This window comes from Lyngbya sp. CCAP 1446/10, from assembly GCF_026130175.1.
In the GTDB taxonomy this organism is placed as follows: Bacteria; Cyanobacteriota; Cyanobacteriia; order Cyanobacteriales; family Microcoleaceae; genus Microcoleus.
The window spans coordinates 94,449-116,608 of the sequence record NZ_JAIGNI010000010.1; the positions used below are offsets into that span (position 1 = coordinate 94,449).

Annotated in this window: 19 protein-coding genes and 1 pseudogene; 3 read left to right on the plus strand and 17 right to left on the minus strand. The window is 46.6% G+C overall.

Features of this window, described 5'->3' with window-relative positions:
- Window positions 1-226: 226 nt before the first annotated feature.
- The 6 genes from K4039_RS07055 to glyA form a co-directional block, all read right to left on the minus strand.
- Window positions 227-1,372, minus strand: a complete 1,146-nt coding sequence (locus tag K4039_RS07055) for an ADP-ribosylglycohydrolase family protein (RefSeq protein ID WP_265234436.1) — start codon at window positions 1,370-1,372, stop codon at window positions 227-229.
- A gap of 421 nt (window positions 1,373-1,793) precedes the next feature.
- Entirely contained in the window at window positions 1,794-2,234 is a 441-nt protein-coding gene (aroQ, locus tag K4039_RS07060; protein WP_265234459.1) for a type II 3-dehydroquinate dehydratase, read from the minus strand.
- A gap of 81 nt (window positions 2,235-2,315) precedes the next feature.
- Window positions 2,316-2,453 carry a hypothetical protein gene (locus tag K4039_RS07065; protein ID WP_265234438.1) on the minus strand — a complete coding sequence of 46 codons (138 nt, stop codon included), beginning with the start codon at window positions 2,451-2,453 and terminating at the stop codon, window positions 2,316-2,318.
- A gap of 301 nt (window positions 2,454-2,754) precedes the next feature.
- Window positions 2,755-4,011, minus strand: a complete 1,257-nt coding sequence (locus K4039_RS07070; RefSeq protein WP_265234439.1) for a competence/damage-inducible protein A — start codon at window positions 4,009-4,011, stop codon at window positions 2,755-2,757.
- A gap of 239 nt (window positions 4,012-4,250) precedes the next feature.
- Window positions 4,251-5,306, minus strand: a complete 1,056-nt coding sequence (locus K4039_RS07075; RefSeq protein ID WP_265234440.1) for a glycosyltransferase family 4 protein — start codon at window positions 5,304-5,306, stop codon at window positions 4,251-4,253.
- A 451-nt stretch (window positions 5,307-5,757) separates the two neighbouring features.
- Window positions 5,758-7,041, minus strand: a complete 1,284-nt coding sequence (glyA, locus tag K4039_RS07080) for a serine hydroxymethyltransferase (RefSeq protein ID WP_265234441.1) — start codon at window positions 7,039-7,041, stop codon at window positions 5,758-5,760.
- Between the two features lie 168 nt (window positions 7,042-7,209).
- Between glyA and K4039_RS07085 the strand changes: the two genes are divergently transcribed.
- Complete coding sequence (locus tag K4039_RS07085) at window positions 7,210-7,407, plus strand: hypothetical protein (protein ID WP_106149203.1); 198 nt, start codon at window positions 7,210-7,212, stop codon at window positions 7,405-7,407.
- Between the two features lie 199 nt (window positions 7,408-7,606).
- Window positions 7,607-8,080 (plus strand): Tic20 family protein, encoded by a 474-nt coding sequence (locus K4039_RS07090; protein WP_265234442.1) that lies wholly within the window; start codon window positions 7,607-7,609, stop codon window positions 8,078-8,080.
- 129 nt (window positions 8,081-8,209) lie between these two features.
- Here the strand turns inward: K4039_RS07090 and K4039_RS07095 are convergent, their stop codons facing one another.
- From K4039_RS07095 to K4039_RS07140, 10 genes and pseudogenes are all read right to left on the minus strand, one after another.
- Window positions 8,210-8,986 (minus strand): fumarylacetoacetate hydrolase family protein, encoded by a 777-nt coding sequence (locus tag K4039_RS07095; protein WP_265234443.1) that lies wholly within the window; start codon window positions 8,984-8,986, stop codon window positions 8,210-8,212.
- 229 nt (window positions 8,987-9,215) lie between these two features.
- Complete coding sequence (locus tag K4039_RS07100; RefSeq protein WP_265234444.1) at window positions 9,216-9,797, minus strand: 5-formyltetrahydrofolate cyclo-ligase; 582 nt, start codon at window positions 9,795-9,797, stop codon at window positions 9,216-9,218.
- Between the two features lie 101 nt (window positions 9,798-9,898).
- The gene (locus K4039_RS07105) at window positions 9,899-10,096 is read right to left on the minus strand and encodes a hypothetical protein (RefSeq protein ID WP_265234445.1); all 198 of its coding nucleotides are present in this window, start codon (window positions 10,094-10,096) and stop codon (window positions 9,899-9,901) included.
- An 84-nt stretch (window positions 10,097-10,180) separates the two neighbouring features.
- A complete protein-coding gene (locus K4039_RS07110) occupies window positions 10,181-11,005 on the minus strand; it encodes a peptidoglycan-binding protein (RefSeq protein ID WP_265234446.1) in 825 nt (274 codons plus the stop codon).
- A gap of 73 nt (window positions 11,006-11,078) precedes the next feature.
- Complete coding sequence (locus K4039_RS07115) at window positions 11,079-11,624, minus strand: hypothetical protein (RefSeq protein WP_265234447.1); 546 nt, start codon at window positions 11,622-11,624, stop codon at window positions 11,079-11,081.
- A pseudogene (locus K4039_RS07120) lies at window positions 11,621-12,115 on the minus strand (DUF4365 domain-containing protein). The gene K4039_RS07115 and the pseudogene K4039_RS07120 overlap by 4 nt, the downstream one beginning before the upstream one ends.
- Window positions 12,116-12,329: 214 nt before the next feature.
- Complete coding sequence (locus K4039_RS07125) at window positions 12,330-13,274, minus strand: GDP-L-fucose synthase (RefSeq protein WP_265234448.1); 945 nt, start codon at window positions 13,272-13,274, stop codon at window positions 12,330-12,332.
- 542 nt (window positions 13,275-13,816) lie between these two features.
- Window positions 13,817-14,848, minus strand: coding sequence for a GDP-mannose 4,6-dehydratase (gene gmd, locus K4039_RS07130; RefSeq protein ID WP_265234449.1), 1,032 nt, complete (start codon window positions 14,846-14,848; stop codon window positions 13,817-13,819).
- Window positions 14,849-15,072: 224 nt separating this feature from the next.
- Window positions 15,073-15,804 (minus strand): sugar transferase, encoded by a 732-nt coding sequence (locus K4039_RS07135; protein ID WP_265234450.1) that lies wholly within the window; start codon window positions 15,802-15,804, stop codon window positions 15,073-15,075.
- Between the two features lie 252 nt (window positions 15,805-16,056).
- Window positions 16,057-17,220 carry a glycosyltransferase gene (locus K4039_RS07140; RefSeq protein ID WP_265234451.1) on the minus strand — a complete coding sequence of 388 codons (1,164 nt, stop codon included), beginning with the start codon at window positions 17,218-17,220 and terminating at the stop codon, window positions 16,057-16,059.
- Window positions 17,221-17,519: 299 nt separating this feature from the next.
- On the opposite strand from K4039_RS07140, the gene K4039_RS07145 reads away from it, so the two are divergent.
- Window positions 17,520-19,631: an iron uptake porin gene (locus K4039_RS07145; protein ID WP_265234452.1), complete on the plus strand. Its 2,112-nt coding sequence runs from the start codon at window positions 17,520-17,522 to the stop codon at window positions 19,629-19,631.
- Between the two features lie 623 nt (window positions 19,632-20,254).
- Here the strand turns inward: K4039_RS07145 and K4039_RS07150 are convergent.
- Window positions 20,255-22,042 (minus strand): NFACT family protein, encoded by a 1,788-nt coding sequence (locus tag K4039_RS07150; RefSeq protein WP_265234453.1) that lies wholly within the window; start codon window positions 22,040-22,042, stop codon window positions 20,255-20,257.
- Between the last annotated feature and the right edge of the window lie 118 nt (window positions 22,043-22,160).

The following is a 22,160-nucleotide window of genomic DNA, read 5'->3' on the forward strand; positions in this document are numbered from 1 at the left end:
GCGCGCGATCGCTAAAAACCTTGTTTATCCGTAGATTTTTCGTTTCCCAACCCCATATTCTCGTTTAAACCTGGCTTGTTGGGGCAGGCGCGTCCGATTTAATTTTTCACATTTAATTTTTCACTTTTTAATTTTTAATTGTCGCTCTCCTTCCACTTTCGCTTTTGACTTGTTAATGGCTACTTGCTAATTTCTGGTTTCCCCTTACCGTTAAAAGCTCCAAACTTTATATTTTACGAGGTCTAATGACATAAGGTGCAGCCACCGATCGGGCTAGCGCTGCGGAATCCAGTCCGGTATCGGGCTTGTAAACTCCCGCCCAAACAGCAAACAGGTTATTTGCTAACTCTACAATTTTTGCATCGCTGCCAGTTCCCCAGAGCGAGGGTTCTCGGCCCTCGGCTAGCTGCTGGGATTTAACCTCAGCCAAAGATACCTGTCGCCATTCTACAGGAATCCCCGCAACGCCGTTATAGGCTCCAGACAAAGCTCCCGTCAAAGCGCAGGTTATTTGTCCAGTTATGCCACAGCGGGCAGCACGCACCACTGACAAGCGCAAGTCTTCTGGGGTGTTCAAAAAGCAGTAGAAAGCTAAGGCAATGGGAATCAAATTTTCTGGGTTGACAATTGACTCGGTTTGTAATTTTTTTTCACCTTCGCCCTGTCTTTCTCGCAAAGCTGTCGCGCTTTTGCACAGATGAGTGGCGGCTGTTTCTAAATCGGCTCCTTTTTCTAGTAGTATTTGCACTTGCAGCAGCAGTTCTGTTAAGGCATTATCTGTTTTCAGGTAGGCAATTGTTTGTTCGATCGCTGTTGCGGGGTCAAGTCTTTGTTTGAACGATCGGGCGATCGCATATCCGATAGCTAAAACGGCTGTTTGCAATTCTGCCTTATTTTCGTTGGGCAAAACATCTGTCGCCAGCATGATTTTTTCTCGCAGCTTAGCCTTATTTTCGTGAAAAAACATCGCGCACGGCAGCGCAGCAACCGCAACTTCACAAGGGTTAAGCAGGCTTTGAAACTCTGTGTTTTGCGAATGGTAGATTTCCGACTTGGCGAATACTTCCCAAGTATCGCCCCAATCTTTGAAATCTAAACCGTTACACCGAATTAAACTTTGAGCGGACGCCACTGCAAGTCTCCCGCATTTGGAGTGTTTGCTAGTTAGGATTTTGCTGCTGGCAGAATTCAACACCAATTTTGCCCCACTCAGGGTCAATTGTTGGTGTTTCGTCAGTTGTAAAATCGGCTGCAAGTCTTCTGTTCGGCGAGGGATACCCGCCAGTTCCCTCTGGTATTGCAGGCCTATAGAGTCTCCTAAAACTGCCCCCAGGATGGTTCCTTGAAACTTGCTCAACAGGGAATGCCGCATTTGAATTTAACTTAAGTTGTTAGTCATTAGTCATTAGTCATTAGTCATTAGTCATTAGTCATTAGTCATTAGTCATTAGTCATTAGTCATTAGTCATTGGTCATTAGTCATTGGTCATTAGTCATTGGTCATTTTTTTGCTGTGTTATTACCCATTAAGCTGTTGTTGCATTTAAATTGTGTGTCAATAATCAATCAAACTCTTGTGGGCATTTGCTCCGAGCATCGCGCAGAATATGCAATTAAAATGCGCAACAGCTTACCAATTACCCATTACCCATTACCAATTACCAATTACCCATTACCCATTACCAATTACCCATTACCAATTCTTGTGATGAATTTGAATTAAACCCAAACATATAAGGGCTGGTTTTCCATCTAAAACCGGCCCTCATCCGATCGCTAGAATCGGTAAATTTTTAATTTTTCATCAAGTGACTAACGAGAGCTTGCAGCCCCAGCCGATAACTCTCCGAGCCAAAACCGCTGATTTGCCCGATCGCCACTGGTGCAATATACGAGTGGTGTCGAAAAGCTTCCCGGCGGTAAATATTGCTCAGATGAACTTCCACCGCAGGGATATTCACCGCAGCGATCGCGTCTCTAATTGCCACACTCGTATGAGTATAAGCTCCAGCATTAATCAATAAACCTTGGTGCTGCCCCAACATCGAATGAATAGCATCCACCAAAACCCCTTCGTGATTCGACTGCTGAATAGAGACTTGCACCTGGAGAGCTTGCGCTTCTCGTTCTAGCAACTCGTTGATATCCTTTAAAGTCGCAGAACCATATACTCCAGGTTCTCGCTGACCCAATAGATTCAGATTAGGGCCATGAAGTACCAGGATATTTAACAATTTTTTAAATTCCAGCGCCACAAAACTTTGAGTTTTGACTTGAATTCGATCGCCAACATCAAATCTCAAACCCAGTCTCAACTATCGGCGATGCCTAGGTTGGTTAACTGGAATAGGAATCGGTTGCAGTTCCGGTTGAGCTTCGGGACTCAGAAGTCCTTCTATCAACTTGCGAACCCATTTTTCAATTTGTTCCAGCACCTTTTCAATGTTTTCCATTGAACGGATAGCTCCTTTTTTTATAGTCTAGACTGCTAAACCGACGGCTAAATTTCTGAAACATAAGCAAGCACGACTTTGAAATCAAAGGTCAAACTTGCTGTCTCGCTTGCTGGTTGTTTTGAGCAAAGGAGAGAGTTCAGTATATTTGCCAATCAGTCCTATCTTATTATCATAACGAATCTTTACAGATAATCAAGAGGTTATCAGAAAATTACGGAACAATCTGGGTTCGCAGAGTGTTAAATAAAGATTAAGCTTAGTGCTAACAGTTGACAATTGACACGGCCTTGGATATTTTCTACGCTTTTACCAAAAATAATTGACGCCGGAGTCGATCGAGCGCCGTACAGCTACTGAGATGCCGAATCCAATCGCGGCCTCGCGCATCGCCGAAACGGTATTCAAAACTTTCTGTCACGCCGTCGGGGCCAGCTAAACCGACATAAACCAGTCCCACAGGTTTAGCGTCTGTACCGCCTCCTGGCCCGGCGATGCCTGTAATGCTCAATCCCCAATCGGTATTGAGCCTCGCGCGCACTCCTGCCGCCATTTGTTTTGCTACTTGCTCGCTGACTGCGCCGAATTCGGCTAAATCTTGCGGATTAACACCTAATAATGATTCCTTAACCCGATTGTCATAAGAAATAATCCCGCCCCAAAAATAGCTCGAACTGCCGGCAACAGCAGTCAGCATCGCCCCTAACCCTCCTCCCGTGCAGGATTCAGCCACACTAAGAGTTTGCCCCGCATCCAGCAACAATTGCCCGACAGTCGAAGCGAGGGTATCGGTGTCGGCACCGTAACAGTCTAGGCCAGTAATCTGCTGCAATTGTTGCTCGATCGGCTCAATTAACTTTTTCGCAGCCGCTTCCGAGTCAGCGCGGGCAGAAATCCGCAATTTGACTTGACCGTGATTGGCGTAGGGAGCCACAGTAGGATTAGTTAAATTCAGAAAAGATTCTACTTTTTCCGCCAGCGCCGACTCAGCAATTCCCCAAAATTTCAACGTGCGGCTGAAAATAGTGGCGCTGCACCAACCGCCATTTTTCAGGTAAGGAACGGCGGTTTCTCTCCACATCAAGTGCATTTCCGCCGGTACGCCGGGAAATGTCATCACTGTCACGTTGGGAATTGGCTGCCAAATAATGCCCGGTGCAGAACCACTGCGGTTCGGCAGAATATCCGCCGTTTCTGGAAGTAAAGCTTGTTTGCGGTTGCTGGGACTCATGGTGCGTCCGCGCAGGGCAAATTTTTGTTCGATATCGGCGATAATTTCCGGTTTTTCGATTAAGGGAACGCCAAAAAAATCGGCGATTGTTTCGACTGTGAGGTCGTCTGGTGTCGGGCCTAGACCTCCTGTGAAGAGTAAAAGTTGCGATCGACCCACAGCGATTTCTAACACTTGTTTGATGCGTTCTGGATTGTCCCCCACCACGGTTTGATAGTAATGAGGGATTCCCAAACTCGCTAATTCTTTCGCTAAAAACTGAGCGTTGCCATTAAGAATATCTCCTAACAGCAATTCAGTGCCAACACAAATAATTTCAGCAACCATTAGTTATTGGTAATAGGGCATTGGGCATTGGGCATTGGGCATTGGGCATTGGGCGAAGCGAAGCGGAGGGATTGGGCATTGGTAATTGCTAATTGTTAATTGTTAATTGCTAATTGGTAATTGGTAATTGCTAATTGCTAATTGCTAATTGGTGGTAAATGATAACTGTCAACTGTCAACCATCAACCATCAACTGTCAACTGTCAACTGTCCACTGTCCACTGTCAACTGTCAACTGACTATCGAGCGTGTCTCCAAACTTTCCAGCTAGCGTATCCCAGCAAACTTGTCGCACCCATCGCGTAAATGATGCCGCTTGGAACCGAAAAAGCTAGGGCTAAACTCCCTACCCACAGTGTCAGCGAGTAAATAAATAAAACCGCAAATTTATGGGATAGTCCGGCTTCTAGAAGTCGGTGGTGGAGGTGGCGCTTGTCAGCAATAAATGGTGATTTGCCGTTGCGGAGTCGATCGAGAATCACGGCTGACATATCTAAAATCGGTACAGCTAAAATTAAATATGGCAGCAACACAGAGGTAATAGCCGTAGTTTTAACTAACCCAATTACTCCCACTCCCGCGAGAGTGAAACCGATAAAATAAGCGCCGCCATCTCCCATAAAGATTTGAGCCGGATTGAAGTTGTAGCGCAGAAATCCCAAAGTGCCGCCTGCTAAAGCCGCTGCAATTAGGGCTGCTGCGGGTTGGTGCATTGACAGACTGACTATCAGCATCACAACTGCTGCAATGCCTGAAACTCCGGCTGCTAAACCGTCCAAACCGTCAATCCAGTTGATGGCGTTGGCCATACCGACGAGCCAAATTACGGTAATTGGCAAGCTCAGCCAGCCAAGATCTGTCAGTCCCAAGGATGGAACTGTGAGAAACTCAATTTGTACGCCCGCGTACCAAGCGATGCTGGATACGCCAATTTGCATGAGCAAGCGTTTGATGGCTGAGAGCGAAAATAAATCGTCTGCTAAACCGATGAGGAAGAATCCGACGCCGCCGAGGGTGACTCCCCAGATTTCGTATTCGTCTTTGCGATCGAGAATTTGTCCGCTAGCATCGATGAAGCCTCCTGAGAGCCAGACAAATAACAGAGCAGTCAGAGTGCCCATAAAGATGGACACTCCTCCCAAGCGCACCATCGGGCGCTTATGGACTTTTCGCTCGCCTGGCCGATCGACTCGCCCGCTTTTGAGACCAATTTTTTTGACTATTGGTGTACTGTAGAGGACGACGATCGCAGAAACCAGAAAAGCAACTACGTGGTACAGATACTGATACGGCATCTGAAATCAATTTTAAATAATAGTGCGGGGCAATTAGGCTGTCAGGCAGAGTCTACTACATTTCAGATGGCTTATCACAAGGAAACATCTTTAAAGTGCGACTGGGGGGTTTGGGAGCCGGAAATTTGTTGGAGTGGAAGTTGCCCGATCGCCAAAAAGTGAGATTTTTCACTTAGTAACTCTCAAATTAAGACCCTTGGGGATCTATGCTGTGATCGCGAGACTGTCGATCGACACATCGATCCGAGTGGATTTATCCCTGGAAGGGGGCGGGTAGATCGATATCTTTGGCTACCGACAAATATCTCGGGTAAAACCCGCCCCACGCGATCGATATATGTACGTTAAAACAGGGGGCGATCGCGAATGGCAACTCTCAATCTTTTCCGGCTCTTTTACCCTTTTACCCGTACACTTCCAACTACCAATTTCTCATTGCCAATCAGGAAAATTAAGCTAATGCCGGCACTTTCAAGAACAAGTGCGGATATAACGGGAAGCGATCGCAAAGTGCAGCTACTCGCCGCAGACAATCGGCGGCGACGCTTTCATCATCTGGATTCAGGAGTCGATCGGCAATAATATTACCAATTTCGGTAAATTCAGTAGTTCCCATGCCCCTGGTGGTCATCGCTGGCGAACCGAGTCTCAAACCGCTGGTGACAAAAGGCGATGCTGGATCGAAAGGCACGGTATTTTTATTAGCAGTAATATTCACACCGCTAACTAATTGGTCGGCTCGCTTGCCTGTCATGTTTGCCGATTGCAAATCTACTAGCATTAAGTGATTGTCCGTGCCGCCGGAAACGAGTTTTAAACCCCGCTGCTGCAACTGTGCAGCTAAAGCCCGCGCATTTTCTATTACTTGACCGGAATAAGTTTTAAATTCGGGTTTTAATGCTTCGCCGAAAGCTACTGCTTTGCCCGCAATCACGTGCTCTAAGGGGCCGCCTTGAGTGCCGGGGAACACTGCTTTGTCGAACTTTTTGCCAAGTTCGGGGTCATTGGTCAAAATCAAGCCGCCGCGGGGGCCGCGCAGGGTTTTGTGAGTGGTGGTGGTGACTGCGTGACAGTGGGCGAGGGGGCTTGGGTGATGGCCTGTGGCGACTAACCCGGCGATGTGGGCGATGTCGGCCAGCAGGTAGGCTCCGATTTCGTCGGCGATCGCTCTAAACTTTTCAAAGTCGATAATTCGCGAATATGCTGAATAGCCGCAAATCAGCAATTTCGGTCGGTTTTGCTTCGCCAGTGCCAAAATTTCGTCGTAGTCAAGCTGTTCTGTTTCTTTGTTAACGCCGTAGTGAAAAGCTTTGAACCATTTGCCGGAGACATTCACGGGCGAACCGTGGGTCAAGTGTCCGCCGTGGGACAAATCCATGCCCATAATTCCGTCTCCAGGCTCTAGCAAGCTCAAAAACACTGCAAAGTTCGCTTGAGCGCCGGAGTGGGGCTGGACGTTGGCGTGGGCTGCTCCAAATAGCTGTTTGGCGCGATCGATCGCGATTTGCTCGATGCCGTCAATAAATTCGCAGCCACCGTAGTAGCGTTTTGTTGGCAATCCTTCGGCGTATTTATTGGTCAGCACTGAGCCTTGAGCTGCCATTACGGCGGCGGAGGTAAAGTTTTCGCTGGCGATCAGTTCTAGGTGGTCTCGCTGCCGCTGGAGTTCTTGCCCGATTAAATCGGCAATCTGCGGGTCGGTTTTGGAAAGGAATTCAAAGTTAGTGTCGGTCACAATAATCAACCTCTTGACAATTTTGGGATTGCGAATTGGGGATCTTTTACCCTACTACGGATTTCGCACGATTGATCCAAATATTACATTGTGTTCAGCTTAAGCCGTTTGTCCCAAGTTCCTGACATACAATGAAATTACTGGTATGAAACCTGCCGGAGGTATCAAATGTTAGTTATTCTAATGGAAAATCAGATGCTTGCCCCTCAGTGTGTTTGCCAAGGTTGTGTGCTCGCCGATCGCACGGGCCAACCGCGCTGGAGCGGTGGAGAGCTTCGCTGCGGGCATCCAGTTGCTAAACCTACGGAAAATTTGCCCGATCGATACGAGTGTCTAATGGGCTTCGTCATTGCCAATATCAAATAATCATGGGGCATGGGGCATGGGGCATGGGGCATCGGGCATCGGGCATGGTGACTATTGAACCCGACTCGATCTAAGTACCCCTGAATCTACTAGGCTCTGAGTGTGGGTAAATTCCGGGCGAGTCGGAACTGAGCCTGCTGCGTTATCCTGAGTTTAACGGGAATTGATAGTTAAATCGATCGACTCAGGAGAGTTCATTATGACTTGGCGCGGATCTACGACTGTTCCAGACCGGATTTTTGCTTGTTTGCCTTACTTGCTGCCGCTGATTGACGGGCTTGCCTTTGGCAGGTTTCTGTTTACACAGTTTCCTATCCTGCAACTGTTGTTGATACCGCTATCTCCATTGATGCAAATTTATAGTTTGCCCTTTGCTAGCTTGGTTATTTTCTTTGCCCTGTATTTAGGAGTAGTTAGAAACGAAAACATCAGTCACTTCATTCGTTTTAATGCGATGCAGGCGATTCTTTTAGACATTGTTTTGATGCTGTGCGGTTTGGTTTTGCCAATTTTCTCAAAAGGCTTGCAAGTCGCATTTATTGCAGAAACTCTGTATAACATGGTGTTTTTGGGCGTTTTGGCTGCATTTTTCTATGCAGTCATTCAGTCGGCGTTGGGACGCTATGCAGAGATTCCTCCGCTTTCGGATGCTGTTTATATGCAGGTACGTTAGTCAGTTGACAGTTGGCAGTTGACAGTTGACAGTTGGCAGTTGACAGTTGACGGTTGGCAGTTGTTAGTTGGTTATTATTTGTTGGTTCTAATGCCCAATGCCCAATGCCCAATGCCCAATGCCCAATAACTAATAACCAATAACTACGGTATTTTCCAGACTGCCAATACCTTCTATCTCAATGCGGACTCGATCGCCTATTTGTAGCGGCCCTACCCCTTGCGGCGTTCCTGTCAGTATCACATCGCCGGGAATTAGAGTCATGATTTGACTGATGTAGGAGACGAGAAAGTCTGGGGAAAATACCATGCGATCGATCTGGGATGACTGTACAGGTCGATCGCTCTCATTGACAAAAGTCTGCAACTGTGCAGCGGGACTCAGTTCGCGGACAATCCAAGGCCCCAAGGGACAAAATGTATCGAACCCTTTCGCCCTCGCCCACTGGTTGTCACGCTTTTGCAAATCTCTGGCTGTCACGTCGTTGGCGATGGTATAGCCCCAAATCTTGCCGTGTGCTTGTTCGGGAGTGCAGTTGCTACAATATTCGCCAATTACCAAGGCCAATTCTCCTTCGTAGTCTACCCTTTCCGACTGCTGCGGATAGCGAATCGCTCCACCTGCGGGGATGATAGCGCTGGGAGGCTTAAAAAACAGCAGGGGTTCTTCGGGTACTGGAGTACCCATTTCGGCCGCGTGATCGGCATAATTTTTGCCGACGGCTACAATTTTTGAGGGAGAGCACGGGGCGAGAATTTGGTAAGTATCTGGTTGGAGTTCCAAATCTGTTGGTTGTCCTTTTAACCACGGAGGTGCATCAAATACTTGAACGCTGTGGCTTAGTTGCAGCAAACCGTAATGGATGTGTCCTTGTGTTGTTTTAACTCGAACGTATCGGTGGGCCATAGGATTGTAGATTTTAGATTTTAGATTTTGGATTAAATAGGACTTTCAGTAGGATAGATAGGATTGATGCACGGGTGCCCAAAAACCGGGTTTTTTAACCAAAGTATTTGCTTAAAACCCTCAATCTCGGTTAAAAAACCCGGTTTCTTTGTGGGCGAGTGCGTTAGTCATAATACATATAAACATGGATCTAGGGATAATTGCTGACAATTTATTGCTCGATCGACCTTTAAGATTTTTGCTGTATCATTTCTAACCCGCTTTCGGTGCAAACTCCGTGCAGCGGTTTGTCCCAGGAGTCAACTGGTAGCTGGGCTAGCAAGGCAAATTCAAAGATTGTGGCGATCGTAATTTTTGATTCCCACTCAGGTAAACTCAGCATTCGATCGTAATAGCCGCCGCCGTAGCCCAAGCGATAGCCGCGAACATCGCAACCAACGGCGGGTACGAGGATTAAATCTACTTCTGAGTGGTCGATTTTAGGAGCATCCGGCAGCGGTTCTAGTATGCCATAAGCTCCAGTATGTAAAGCATCTCCGGGCTGCCAAACGTGCCAGGATAAGTATGAGCCGACACAGCGGGGAAATCCCCATTTGCGGGGAGTTACAAATAGGGGACTTAAATCTGGTTCTTGGCGAAAGCTAAAGTAGGCAAGGATTGTTTTTGCTTGGGTAAATAGGGGCGAGTTGTGCAGGTGGTTGCAAAGGCGATCGCTCTTTTCTCTCCATTGTTGGGCTGATAGGGATTTGCGGGTGTTGAGGAGCGATCGTCTTAATTCGATTTTAGTTAATAAAGGTTTAGGAGTATTCATCTTTCATATTAAATCAGTTTAAATGGACGCAAAAAAGTAGGGAAACGGCTAAAAAAAATAGACACGGCTTCCCAAGGCCGATCGCCCTAATTATTCTTCACTCAAACTATGTCCGAGGCTAAAAGCCTCCCATCAACTCGCTCATATTCATCTTCCAGTAACCACGAGTGAGCCTCATCATAACTTGAGCTTAAAAACAGCAGTTTATAATTCAGCGATGGTTCGTAAATACCACACTTACTATTTTTGCCACCCACTAACATCAGAATCCGAGGCGGGAAAACAATCGCATCTACCACAACTCGATAAATTCCCAATTATTGACTTGTTCGCCGAGGTTTTGTGCGGATAACATCGCTTTTATCATAACAGCTAAAAGATATCTAAGCACTTTTCTCGATTAAATCCGCTTCAGCATCCCGCCGTCTATTCATCCCTTTTTCAATGCTCGTTCCCAGCCAAATTCGTTTCATTTTGCGAATTTGTTCAGCAATTTTATTCACATTCTTTTTCGTGACCAAATCACGAACTACACGCATTTCTAGGCGACGGTTTCCCTGCATACTCGTGCCGCGATTGAACACCAAACTTACCAATCCTCCTTGAACATCTGCGGGCAATTGTTCAAAACCGGGAAATGCTTCTTTTGTCAGATTGTAAAATTTCGGCACTGTGACAATATTAAAAACTTCCCAAGCTAATTCCCAGGGAATAATGATGTCTCTAACACTAGCTAAACGTTCTTTTGCTGCATCCTCTGTCAACCCGCAGCAGTTACTCAAACGTTTTTGGTCAGCATCCGCTAATTTATTCCAATCTTGATTAAAAACTTCTACACTGTTGTAACCTAGATCGTAGCCGATGCCGATCGTAATTCCCGATGCTCCTTCCGGCCAAGTTGGACGCTGCAAAAGGCTTTCGTAGTATTCCCGCCCGCCGCCGACCTCGAATTCTAAGATTAGGTCGATCGCCCTGTATGATAAAAGTGACGAGCCCAAAAGTTCCCCAGGGAACAACGCAGCGAGGGTTTTGGGGCCCGCGATTCCGTCTGCCAAAATTTTTTGATTGGTTTGAAACTGTTTGAGGGATGCTTCAGTTTTCGGCCCAAACTTACCATCTGCACTTCCTGGATTCAACCCTAACTCCAGCAAGCGTTTTTGAAGTTTCACAACATCGGAACCCGATGCACCTAATTTTAAAGTTTGCATAACCTGTTTTCCTGTAATGCGATCGGCACAATAATTTTTGCTTTATATTGTACCACAACCAGGATTTCCCAAACTATTGGATTAATTCAGCCTCAGTCAGCAGAGCAAAATCGCGCGGATTATTTAGCACGAAACAGTCATTTTCTTTAATTAAATCACCAAAACACGTTACGGGCGATCGCGCTTCATAAGCCTTGAGGGCCAACTGATAATCAGATCCGCTCAATTCCAGATGAATTTTTCTCAGCTTCCCCACCACAAATCCCATTAATGTAATTTTGCAGTTTGCCGATTCTTCCCCGTGTACTTTATTAATCCATCCCGAAATTACAACATTAGGTAAAGAAGTGATTAAATCGCTGAGAATATCTAACTGAGAACGATTTTCTACTATTTCTAGCGTCTTAAAAGCTTCAGCAATAAGCTGAGGGGCATCAAATTCTTGTCTCACAGGCTGCTTGATTTCAAAAATCTGACCGACATCATTCTTTTTGTGCCAAATCCAAGTATTATCATAAACTAAAGCAACTTTTTGCCAGCCATTTTTCTCTAAGTGTTCTGCTAACACATTTGGATCTATAGTTTGGAAAATTTCCTTGTCTTTGACAGTTACTTTCACGGTAAACCTCCTTGACTAAGACGCTGCATAATAGACTTGAGAGCCTCTACTGTGAACTGATTAGAGCGGGATAACTCAACTGTTACATTCGCTGTATTGAGTCTTTCTGGCAGCCCCCGCAGCGACACCCAGTAGGTGCAATACCTCATGCACATTTCGTCTTCAGACTGCTGCAACCAGTTTTCTAAATTTTACGGCACTAAAACTACCACTAACAGGCGCGGAACCTGGGAATTGATGATCAAATCCCTGTAATTTTTTATCCTCACCGGATATCGGATGAACTGTCCGTCGAGTACATCTCTTGAGGTACATTTTAATTGTAGGTTAAGCTCAGGGGAAAAAACTACTCCCTCACCTCCTCTTGCCACAATCTTCAAATCAATGCTGTCATCATCTACCTCTGGCTGACTGACAGAGAAACCTGCCACGGCTGCAACGGCACGCACATAAGCTTTGCTAAAAAGTTCTTTCTGCTGGTTCAGTTCCATTACAAAATAAACATATGCGAAAATAATATATTTTACAATAAAGGTGTTCTACAAGTAATTATTGTAGGAGAACTCTCCCCAAAAGGCGATCGATTGGTATAAATTCTTATTCTTAGTCTGCGGAGGCAAACATCGTTTGTATGGTCTCAGTTTAAGCCGCCGAATCTCATTCAATAAAGCCCCGATTTATTCAATAAACCGGGGCTTTATTAACTCAAACTGCGTGTTTGCGATACCAATCAATCGTATTTTTCAACCCTTCCTTAAAGCCCATTTCAGCCACAAAACCAAACCTTTCCTTAGCCCTTTCGGTATCCAAACAGCGGCGCGGCTGACCGTTCGGTTTGTCTGTTTCCCAAACTATTTCTCCCTCATATCCCATCAATTCGCAAATTGTTTCCACTAAATCGCGAATTTTAACTTCACTATTAGTTCCCAAATTAACCGGGTCAGATTCATTGTAAGATTGAGCCGCCATCACAATCCCGCGCGCGGCATCTGTGGAATACAAAAACTCGCGGCTGGGGCTGCCATCTCCCCAAACAGGTAATGTTTTGTCTCCCCTTTCTTGGGCTTCGTAGACTTTGCGAATTAATGCGGGGATGACGTGGGAACTTTTCGGGTCAAAGTTATCTTCCGGGCCGTATAAATTTACTGGTAGCAAGTAGATACCGTTGAATCCGTACTGCTGGCGGTAGGATTGCAGTTGCACTAATAAGGCTTTCTTTGCTATTCCGTAAGGTGCGTTGGTTACTTCTGGATATCCGTTCCAAAGGTTGTCTTCTTTGAAGGGAACTGGGGTTAAGTTTGGATAGGCGCAAATTGTACCGACGCAGACGAATTTTTCTACTCCTGCTTCGTAGGCTGCGTGGATTAGTTGCGCGCCCATCATTAAATTGTCATAAAATAGTTCTGCTGGTTTAATTAGGTTTAAACCGATGCCGCCGACGTGGGCTGCTAAGTGTATGATGATGTCTTGTTTGTCGGCGGCGCGCTTGCAGTTTTCCATAACGCGGAGGTCGCAGTCGATCGATCGCGTTACTGCAATTTTATCAGCATCGGCTCCTGCTTTGACTAACTGGTCAATTACCTGACGGCCCAGGAAACCGGCGCCGCCCGTAACTAGAATGCGTTTGCTGCTTAAATCCAAGCTGGTCATAATTTTATCCTGGGGATTTTGAATAAAGGTCGATCGACAATTTCCATTTTCAAATTGTTGACTTTAGCTAAAAAAGCTTTCAGCTACAGGATGCGCGTGTCAACAAATCCGTTTTAGCTGCTGTAGATAAGCACAATACACCCCGTCCGAACCCAAAAATTAGACTTATGTGCCGCGAGTTCTCAGCGATCATTTTAATGTTTTTATTAGCTCGCAGATCCGAAAATTTTCCTAGCAATTAAGCTGATTCTTTGAATGCCCAAGCTAATAGCTGCAACAATCTTATTATCAGTTATGAACAATTTGTAGAGGAAATCCCGGTGTACCCCTTTCGCGGCGAATCGGGGCAGACACGGGGCACTACCCTACAAATTGTTAGCAGTGACCCCGCCCGGAAAAGGATACAAGCCCCTGACAGGAGTCGGGGAGTGTCAAAAATTTTAGACCCTAGTTCAAGCTTTCAGATTCATCTGTGGAGTAAATCTAAAATCTAACATCTAACATCTAACATCTAAAATCGACTGACCGCTGAGTTTTGCGACTTAATCAAATCCGTTACCAGAACCTCGTTCCTGCTTTTCTAGAGCTTTAATGTCAGCATCTACCATTAAATGTACTAACTCCTGAAAAGTTACAGAAGGTTCCCAATTCAACTGCTTGCGGGCCTTGGTCGAATCGCCAATCAACAGTTCGACTTCTGCCGGACGCAGGTAGCGTTCGTCAAACTCCACATATTTTTGCCAATCTAAATTGACATAAGTGAAGGCCAAATCGAGAAATTCTTTAATGGAATGAGTCTCATTTGTAGCAATGACAAAATCGTCAGGCTTATCTTGTTGCAGAATTAGCCACATCGCCCGCACGTAGTCTTTAGCATAACCCCAGTCTCGCTTGGAATCGAGATTGCCCAAATAAAGTTTTTTCTGTTTGCCGGCGACAATTCTGGCAACAGCGCGAGTAATTTTGCGGGTGACAAAAGTTTCGCCCCGGCGCGGAGATTCGTGATTGAACAAGATGCCGTTGGAGGCAAAAAGTCCGTAGGATTCGCGATAATTTACTGTTTGCCAGTGACCGTAAACTTTGGCGCAAGCATAAGGACTTCTGGGATAAAAAGGAGTTGTTTCCTTCTGCGGAACTTCCTGCACCAAACCAAACATTTCTGAAGAACCTGCTTGATAAAACCGCACTTCTATGCCTGTGCGATTCTGGTAGTCCCGTATTGCTTCTAACAAACGTAATACTCCCATCCCTACGGCATCAACCGTATATTCCGGCGAGTCAAAACTAACTCGAACGTGAGATTGAGCACCTAAGTTATAAACTTCTACAGGCTGAACTTGTTCCAATATTCGGCGGAGAGTCGTGCCGTCGGTTAAGTCGCCGTAGTGCAGAAACAGCCGTGCACCCTCGCTGTGAGGATCGACATAGATGTGGTCAATGCGATCGGTATTGAAACTAGAACTGCGCCGGATAATCCCGTGAACTTCATATCCTTGTTCTAGCAGTAATTCGCTCAAGTAGGAGCCGTCTTGACCTGTAATACCTGTTATTAGCGCTCGCTTGCGTTGCGTCATCTGAATTTTCCTTTGACAGGCTGTGTTAATTCGCTTCGGACGTTTCGGACAGAGTTTTTTGTTTGCCGATCGTATGCTCAAGCTCTACCTTAACTCACAATTCTTCGATCGGCATCAAGGAAGTGTTTAGTTTTAGCAAAGAGTTTGTAGCTTGCTGTCAGTAGTCAGCATCAGTGGTCAGTAACAAAACAAACTAACTACCGATTGCTGACTGCGGACAATAATTAATATGCGCCGTTATTTTTAGGAAAAATCACAACTCCTATTGTTTTGAAAACAATCCACATATCCATCCAAAGGTTTTTGTCATTGGCGTAATAGAGGTCGATCTGGACTCGCTGGGGATAGGGAATGTCGTTGCGACCGGAAACTTGCCATAGGCCTGTAATTCCAGGTCTAATGGTGAGAATTTTGTTGATGTGACGGCCGTATCTCGGCAGTTCTTCTTCAACTAAAGGTCTCGGCCCGACGACGCTCATATCTCCTTTTAAAACATTCCAAAACTGGGGAAATTCGTCTAAACTGGTCATTCGTAAAAATCTTCCAATCCAGGTAATTCGAGGGTCTTGTTTCAGTTTGAAATTGTCCTCAAACTCTTGACGCAAATGCGGAGAATTTTTCATGATTTCCAGCAATATGTCATCCGCATTTTCCACCATCGTTCTGAATTTAAGGCAATAAAACATTTTACGGTTTTTGCCTACTCGTTCCTGTACGTAAAAGATAGGCCCGGACGAGCTTAAGGCGATTGAGAGAGCCAAAAGCAGGTAAACCGGAGCAAACAGGATCAGAACCGATAATGAAAAGAGGATATCAAATAACCGCTTGAAAATTTCTCCGTCGAGTCTCTGTAGAGAACGACTTATGCGTCTATCTCCGTCGAGGACAGACCCAAAACCGCGTCTCGCGATCGCTCGAATTACCTTGCCGGAGATTAGTTGGCTGTCGGCAGTCATCTTACTCCTTCACTTCACACCACACACAGTCATGATCATAAAGCCTCAAGACGCTTTGTTCTCTGAATTATGTTTCAAATACTCAATTTTCTGAATTCAGAAGAAGGAAGAAGGAAGAAGGAAGAAGGAAGAAGGAAGAAGGAAGAATGGACAAGGTACTTATGTAGAGCGGTTTTGAGGGCTTCGGAAGCAATTGCAGAATATTTTCCAGGTCTCCGAGTCTGCCAGTGTCCCACTCGGACTCTGCCACTCTCAAGTCCCCGACTTGGAAAAATCGCCGGATTTAAATTCCTGATAGCACTGTTCGACAAAAGCCAGATAGCGCTGCTCAAAGACTTCGGGGGCAAACTTTTCGGCGTGCAACCGTGCCATTTCCGGCTGAAATTTTCCTTGCAACTGCTCAAATTCCTCGACGGCTTCGACTATCGCTGCTGCGGTTTGGGATGGAAAAAATAAACCAGTCCCTGTTTCTGGGTGTTGGCGAATGTCGAGCACTGTCTCCAAAGCGCCGCCTGCTGCATAGGCTATTACGGGTGTGCCGCCAGCTTGAGCTTCTACTAAAGCGATGCCAAAATCTTCACAAGCTGCATAGACAAAGGCTTTTGCTTCTGCCATGTACTTTTCCACTACGGATGCAGGCTGCCAGCCGAGTAGTTGCACGTTGGGTTTGGCGATTTGCCGAATCATTTCTAATTCTGGGCCGGTGCCGATAACAATGAGAGTATGCCCTAGTTGATTGAATGCTTGGACGATCGCACTTACGTTTTTGTAGCTTACCAAGCGGCACACTGTCACATAAAAGTCTTGTTTTTGCCGCATCAAGGAAAATCGCTCGATATTGACCGGCGGATAAATTACCTCGGCCCGTCGCCGATAACACCGCCAAATTCGGCGCGCCGTATGTTGGGAGTTGGCGATGAAATAATCGACGCGGTTGGCGGAAATTACATCCCACTGCCGCAGTCGGTGTAACAAATATCGCGTCAGGATGCCCGGAATGCCCCGTCCGGCTTTGCTGCTGCGTAAATAGTCAAAAGTTAAGTCCCAAGCGTAGCGCATGGGTGTGTGGCAATAGCAGACGTGCAGTTGCTGCGGACTGCTGAGGATGCCTTTGGCGACGGCGTGGGATGATGAGAGAATGATGTCGTATTCTCGCAGATCTAGTTGTTCGATCGCGATCGGCAGAAATGGCAAATATTTTTGCACGCCGCTGCGGGCCTTGGGAAAATGCTGCAAAAATGTTGTGCCAATCTGTCTTTGGAAAAGATAGCTTTCGGGATTGGCCGATTCAAAGTCAATCAGGGCATAGATATCAGCGTCTATGTATTTGAGGATTTCCTGCACTACGAGTTCTGAACCGCCGGTAGCTGAGGGTGTCAACCATTCGTGAACTAGGGCGTATTTGAGTTTTTTCACTTTTGTGTAGTCGATCGAACGATTTATTTGCGCCAATGCTGTCAATATTAGTCCTACTGAGCAATCACTTACGAACGATGGAACCACCAACCGGGTTTCTACGTAAGTATCTAGCTCCAGCTAAGGATTTTGGGAATCAACGGGGTTTTTCCGAAATCAAGGGCAGCCAAACCGCAATCTCCGGTAAAAATCCGCCCAATTGTTGACAAAAAATGCTATTAGACGGAATACTGTAGGGGATTTGCGATCGACTGAATTTTCGGAAAGGGCGATCGAATTAACGTGGTGTGAGGAAAAAAATGTCAAAATTTTTGTGGAAAGGACTTTTAGTCAGTCCCGCTGTATTAGCAGCAAGTTTACTCGTATCTTCGACAGCCCTAGCAGCAGAGCAACCCGTAGAAGTTGCCACAGCTCAAGCAAATCAATTGCAATTAGCAGGTGCTGCAACCGAAGCTACAAAGCCTGAAACAGCAACAATGACGGCTGAGCTAGCATCATTAACTAGCAACTTGACTGTTGAGACTATTGAAACAGAAATTGTTCCAGCCAAGGTAGCCCCAGTTACCGAACAAGCCGCGTCACCAGAAAACAATACAGTTGCAGCAGCAGAGTTAAGCGAAACCCAACCCGCAGTCGCGCCCGCAAACTCAAGCGCAACTCAACCTGTCGCAGAACAAATCCCCGCAGTCGCGCCCGCAAACTCAAGCGCAACCCAACCTGTCGCAGAACAAATCCCCGCAGTCGCGCCCGCAAACTCAAGCGCAACCCAACCTGTCGCCACACCGACTAATCTCAGCGCCGAAAAACCGGCCGCACAACCAGAGCAGATTTCCCAATCAACCGCTCCAATTGCCCAGCCTCCAGCGCCGTCAAATGTTCTAGAACAAATCAACCAATACAGCGCCGAAGGCGGCAGCGAAGATGCAGTCGGCCAAGTAACCTCAGTCTCGCAACTTTCCGACGTTCGACCCACCGATTGGGCATTCCAAGCTTTGCAGTCCCTAGTAGAGCGCTACGGGTGTATAGCTGGTTATCCTGACGGCACTTTCCGCGGCAACCGGGCGATGACTCGCTACGAATTTGCAGCCGGTTTGAATGCGTGTTTAGATAAAGTTACCGAACTGATCAAAGCCGGTACAACAAATCTGGCAACCAAAGAAGATTTGGCTTCTCTGCAAAAGCTCCAAGAAGAATTTGCAGCGGAATTGGCAACTTTACGCGGCCGCGTCGATGCTTTGGAAGCACGCACGTCTGAATTAGAAGCAAATCAGTTTTCGACTACAACTAAACTTAACGGCGAAGTAGTATTTGCTTTGACAGGTATCGCCGGCGGAGATGATGCTAACGGCCGCGAAGCTGATAAAACCACAGCTTTTGGCAGCAGGGTTCGTCTGAACTTTGACACGAGTTTCTCAGGCCAAGACTTGCTGAGAACTCGACTGCAAGTTTTAAATTTGGGCTCGTTTTCTACTAATAATACCAAAACCGCTGAAGGAGAATTGCGGTTTAATGCCGGGCCTTTCGGCGAGGCTAGCAATACTGTAGCTTTAGATGCGCTGCTTTACCAATTCCCCCTAGGTAAAAGCACTACTGTAATTCTAGAAGCCAACGCCGGCGCTGCTGACGATTTTACCAACACTGTCAACCCTTACTTTGACGGAGATGGTGGCAGCGGCGCTCTTTCTAACTTCGGTACTCGCAACCCGATTTACTATTTGACTGGCGGTTCTGGTATCGCTCTGCGGCATCAGTTTGGGGAAAAACTTGAGCTGAGTTTGGGATATTTGGCCGGCAACGCTGCGAGCCCGACGCGGGGTAACGGTTTGTTCAACGGTTCCTATGGTGCTTTGGCTCAGTTGACTTTCAAACCGACAAGCACTATGGCTTTAGGTCTAACTTACGTTAATTCCTACAACTTTGTTACCGGTACCGGCAGCAATGCTTCTAACTTCCCGGCGCGTCTCGGTTCCTTCGGAATCGACAGCGACAGCAATCTGCCAGTTTCTAGCAATTCCTACGGCGCGCAGGCTTCGTTGAAACTGGGTCGCCGAATTGCTCTTGGCGGTTGGGCTGGTTACACCAACCAGCGCATTTTATCCAACTTGGGTTCTGTGCAGCGGGGAGACCAAAAAATCTGGAACTGGGCTGTTACTTTGGCTTTTCCTGATTTGTTGAAAGAAGGAAATGTGGCGGGGATTCTGGTAGGTATGGAACCGAGGGTGACGAGTTCTACTAATAATACTTTGCCGGAAGATAAGGATACTTCGCTGCACATTGAAGGGTTCTATCAGTTTAAGTTGAGTGACAATATTTCGATTACTCCTGGTGTGATTTGGCTGACTGCTCCTGACCACAATAAGAATAATTCTGATTTGGTGATTGGGGTGGTGAGAACTACGTTTACTTTCTAGGAGTTGTATGTGTAGGGTGCGCAATGCGCACCGAAAAAGTCAACCTGTGCGCAATGCGCACCGAAAAAGTCAACCTGTGCGCAGTGCACACCCTACAAAATACCAAATTTCAAGCGTTTTACGGACTTCAAACCAAGCTTAACAAACACGCCAGACTTTCTCTGGCAGTGCGCGCCTTACCGCTATAAGTCAATACGATTCAGTTAACGACGTTTATGATTGCGAGCTGGCGCGGGCGTTGCAATCGTAGTATCTGTACGCAGATTGATTTCAAGATAGTTTGCGAACAAAAGCAATTAAAGTCTATTTTGTTTAAACAGAAACGACCAGCTTTAGTAAAAGCTGGTCTGCACAAATAGTTAAATCCGTTGTTTGTTGTTCTCACAGTGTTTTTATCACAGTGAGGAAACCCAAATTGCACGTTTCTTTGCAGCGGGTTCTAAGAAACATATCATCTGTCTTAAGTGGTACTTTTGCAATAAAATTTATTTTTTTGTAATAAAACTTTACATTAGAAGCTGATTTTTGGGTTTGTAGTGAGGACTTCAGTCCTCGGATGTTGATGAGGACTGAAGTCCTCACTACGAACCTATTTTAGTCGGGTTGTTCGATCGCACATCATATCATGCCGGGGCTTGCTGCGGTCTACCCCAGACAATCCGCTCTTGCTTGTACACAACCATACCAGGCTTCGCACCCTTCGGCTTGTAGACATATTTCGGTTCGGTATAAACCACGGGGACTTGTTCGCTGTGGCGGGCGCGACTGTAGTATGCAGTCATGTCAGCCGCAAATTGTAAATCGGTTTCTTCAGCAACTGTACCGGGTGTCAGACGTAGCAAGGCGTGACTTCCGGGAATCTCTAGGGTGTGAAACCACAAGTCGTAGTCGTTGGCTGTGCGAAAGGTGAGTTGGTCGTTTTGGCGGTTGTTGCGCCCGATTAATAATTCAAAGCCGCTGGGGGTTTGGTAGCGGTGAAATTCGATCGCAGCATTTTTGTCACTGCCACGGTAATCTGATACAACTAGATATTTTTGCTGGATCAGTTCTTCACGGATTTCGGCGAGGGTTTGCAAATCTTGGGTGTTGCGGTAGGTTTCCAATACCGAAAGTGCAGCTTCGACTTGTTCTAAATAGTCGATTTCTTCTTGTACGGCGGCTAACAAAGGTTCTACTGCAATGCGGGCTCTTTTCAGTTTTTGGTGCTTTTTGTAGATTGCTTGAGCGTTTTGAACTGCGTTTTTTTCCACGTTTAACGGAATGATTACTGGTTTTTCAGTTTCAAAGTCTGGGAGGGAAATTGATTTCATTCCGGGTTCCCAATGCTGCAAGTTTGCCATCAGCAAGTCGGCTTGGGATTTGTGGGTGTCTGCGCCTGCGGATTGCTGCAATCGTTCTTTAAATGTGTTGGCTTTGAGGCGCAGTTTTGCGAGGACGTTGTTGAGTTTTTGGGTAAGCTGATGTCGCAGTTGGGCGAATACTTGTTGGTTGATTTCACCGGTGTAGTAACTGTTGAGTATTTCTTGGACGGAACAGTTCGGCAGCGGATTTTGTGGGGGATGTAACGGATTGGGGGAGTTAGATTCGTTTTCGGGATTTGTCTCTTTTTCGTCTGGTGTTGGCCAGTCGATGACGCTGTAGCCTTCGGGGGTAAAACTTGGTTGAAATTTGGAGTTTTCTAGACATTGCAGCCAGTATAGCCAGCGCTGGAATAGTTGCTGCCATTGCTGGGGATTCAGGCTGTCGGTGGATTGTTCGGGGTCGAGATTTGCCGATCGAATCATGGACACAACTAAGACCTTACTCAACCCTCGGTAATTCTTCAACAGATTGGTCTTTAATTGCCCAGGGACCAGGCTAATTCGTTCTTGCCAGCGATCGAGAGATTCGCTAAGACTCGGCACTGCATCGGTCAAAGACGGGGGCAATTCGTAGGGTTGCCCGGTTTGGATGGGGCGGACGCTGGACTGTTTGGCGCTGACTTGGTGGGCACAGGTGACAACCAGATTATCTTCGGCGGTGAGGATGACATTGCTGTATTTGCCCATGATTTCGGCGTAGAGATGCCAGAGGGCTGGTTCGCCCGGACGTTTGGCGAATTGCAAGTCGATGACTCTTTCCCAAGGGGAGACGGGGGCGATGGAAACTAAGGCTAAACCGCTGAGTTGGTGGCGCAGTTGTTCGCTGAAGGTGAAGGTGTCGGGAATTCGGGGCGGGGAGTCGCCGACGCAGATGCGGGCTGCTGCTGGATGGGATGAAATGTCTATCCAGCCGCGTTGATTCATGGTGCGGAGGGCTAGGGACACTGTAAATCGATCGCGCTGGTAGACTTGTTCTAAGCGCGCTGGCAGCCATTTGGCTCGCAGTTCGCTGCAAGTGGCGGTTAAAGTTGTAAAGTCTACGGGTTGCACGGTGGCCTCTTTTGCGATCGATCGAAGTATGTATTTCTATACTGACAGATATTGGTCATATTTAACCAATATTATCAAAGTTTTGAAACCCGATTTGAAAAGATGTATCAGAGACAGG

Coding starts and splice junctions, on each gene's coding strand:
- K4039_RS07055 (WP_265234436.1), bottom strand. CDS start 1,372: ATGCGGCATTCCCTGTTGAGCAAGTTTCAAGGAACCATCCTGGGGGCA.
- K4039_RS07065 (WP_265234438.1), bottom strand. CDS start 2,453: ATGGAAAACATTGAAAAGGTGCTGGAACAAATTGAAAAATGGGTTCGC.
- K4039_RS07070 (WP_265234439.1), bottom strand. CDS start 4,011: ATGGTTGCTGAAATTATTTGTGTTGGCACTGAATTGCTGTTAGGAGAT.
- K4039_RS07075 (WP_265234440.1), bottom strand. CDS start 5,306: ATGCCGTATCAGTATCTGTACCACGTAGTTGCTTTTCTGGTTTCTGCG.
- K4039_RS07085 (WP_106149203.1), top strand. CDS start 7,210: ATGTTAGTTATTCTAATGGAAAATCAGATGCTTGCCCCTCAGTGTGTT.
- K4039_RS07090 (WP_265234442.1), top strand. CDS start 7,607: ATGACTTGGCGCGGATCTACGACTGTTCCAGACCGGATTTTTGCTTGT.
- K4039_RS07095 (WP_265234443.1), bottom strand. CDS start 8,986: ATGGCCCACCGATACGTTCGAGTTAAAACAACACAAGGACACATCCAT.
- K4039_RS07100 (WP_265234444.1), bottom strand. CDS start 9,797: ATGAATACTCCTAAACCTTTATTAACTAAAATCGAATTAAGACGATCG.
- K4039_RS07110 (WP_265234446.1), bottom strand. CDS start 11,005: ATGCAAACTTTAAAATTAGGTGCATCGGGTTCCGATGTTGTGAAACTT.
- K4039_RS07125 (WP_265234448.1), bottom strand. CDS start 13,274: ATGACCAGCTTGGATTTAAGCAGCAAACGCATTCTAGTTACGGGCGGC.
- gmd (WP_265234449.1), bottom strand. CDS start 14,848: ATGACGCAACGCAAGCGAGCGCTAATAACAGGTATTACAGGTCAAGAC.
- K4039_RS07135 (WP_265234450.1), bottom strand. CDS start 15,804: ATGACTGCCGACAGCCAACTAATCTCCGGCAAGGTAATTCGAGCGATC.
- K4039_RS07145 (WP_265234452.1), top strand. CDS start 17,520: ATGTCAAAATTTTTGTGGAAAGGACTTTTAGTCAGTCCCGCTGTATTA.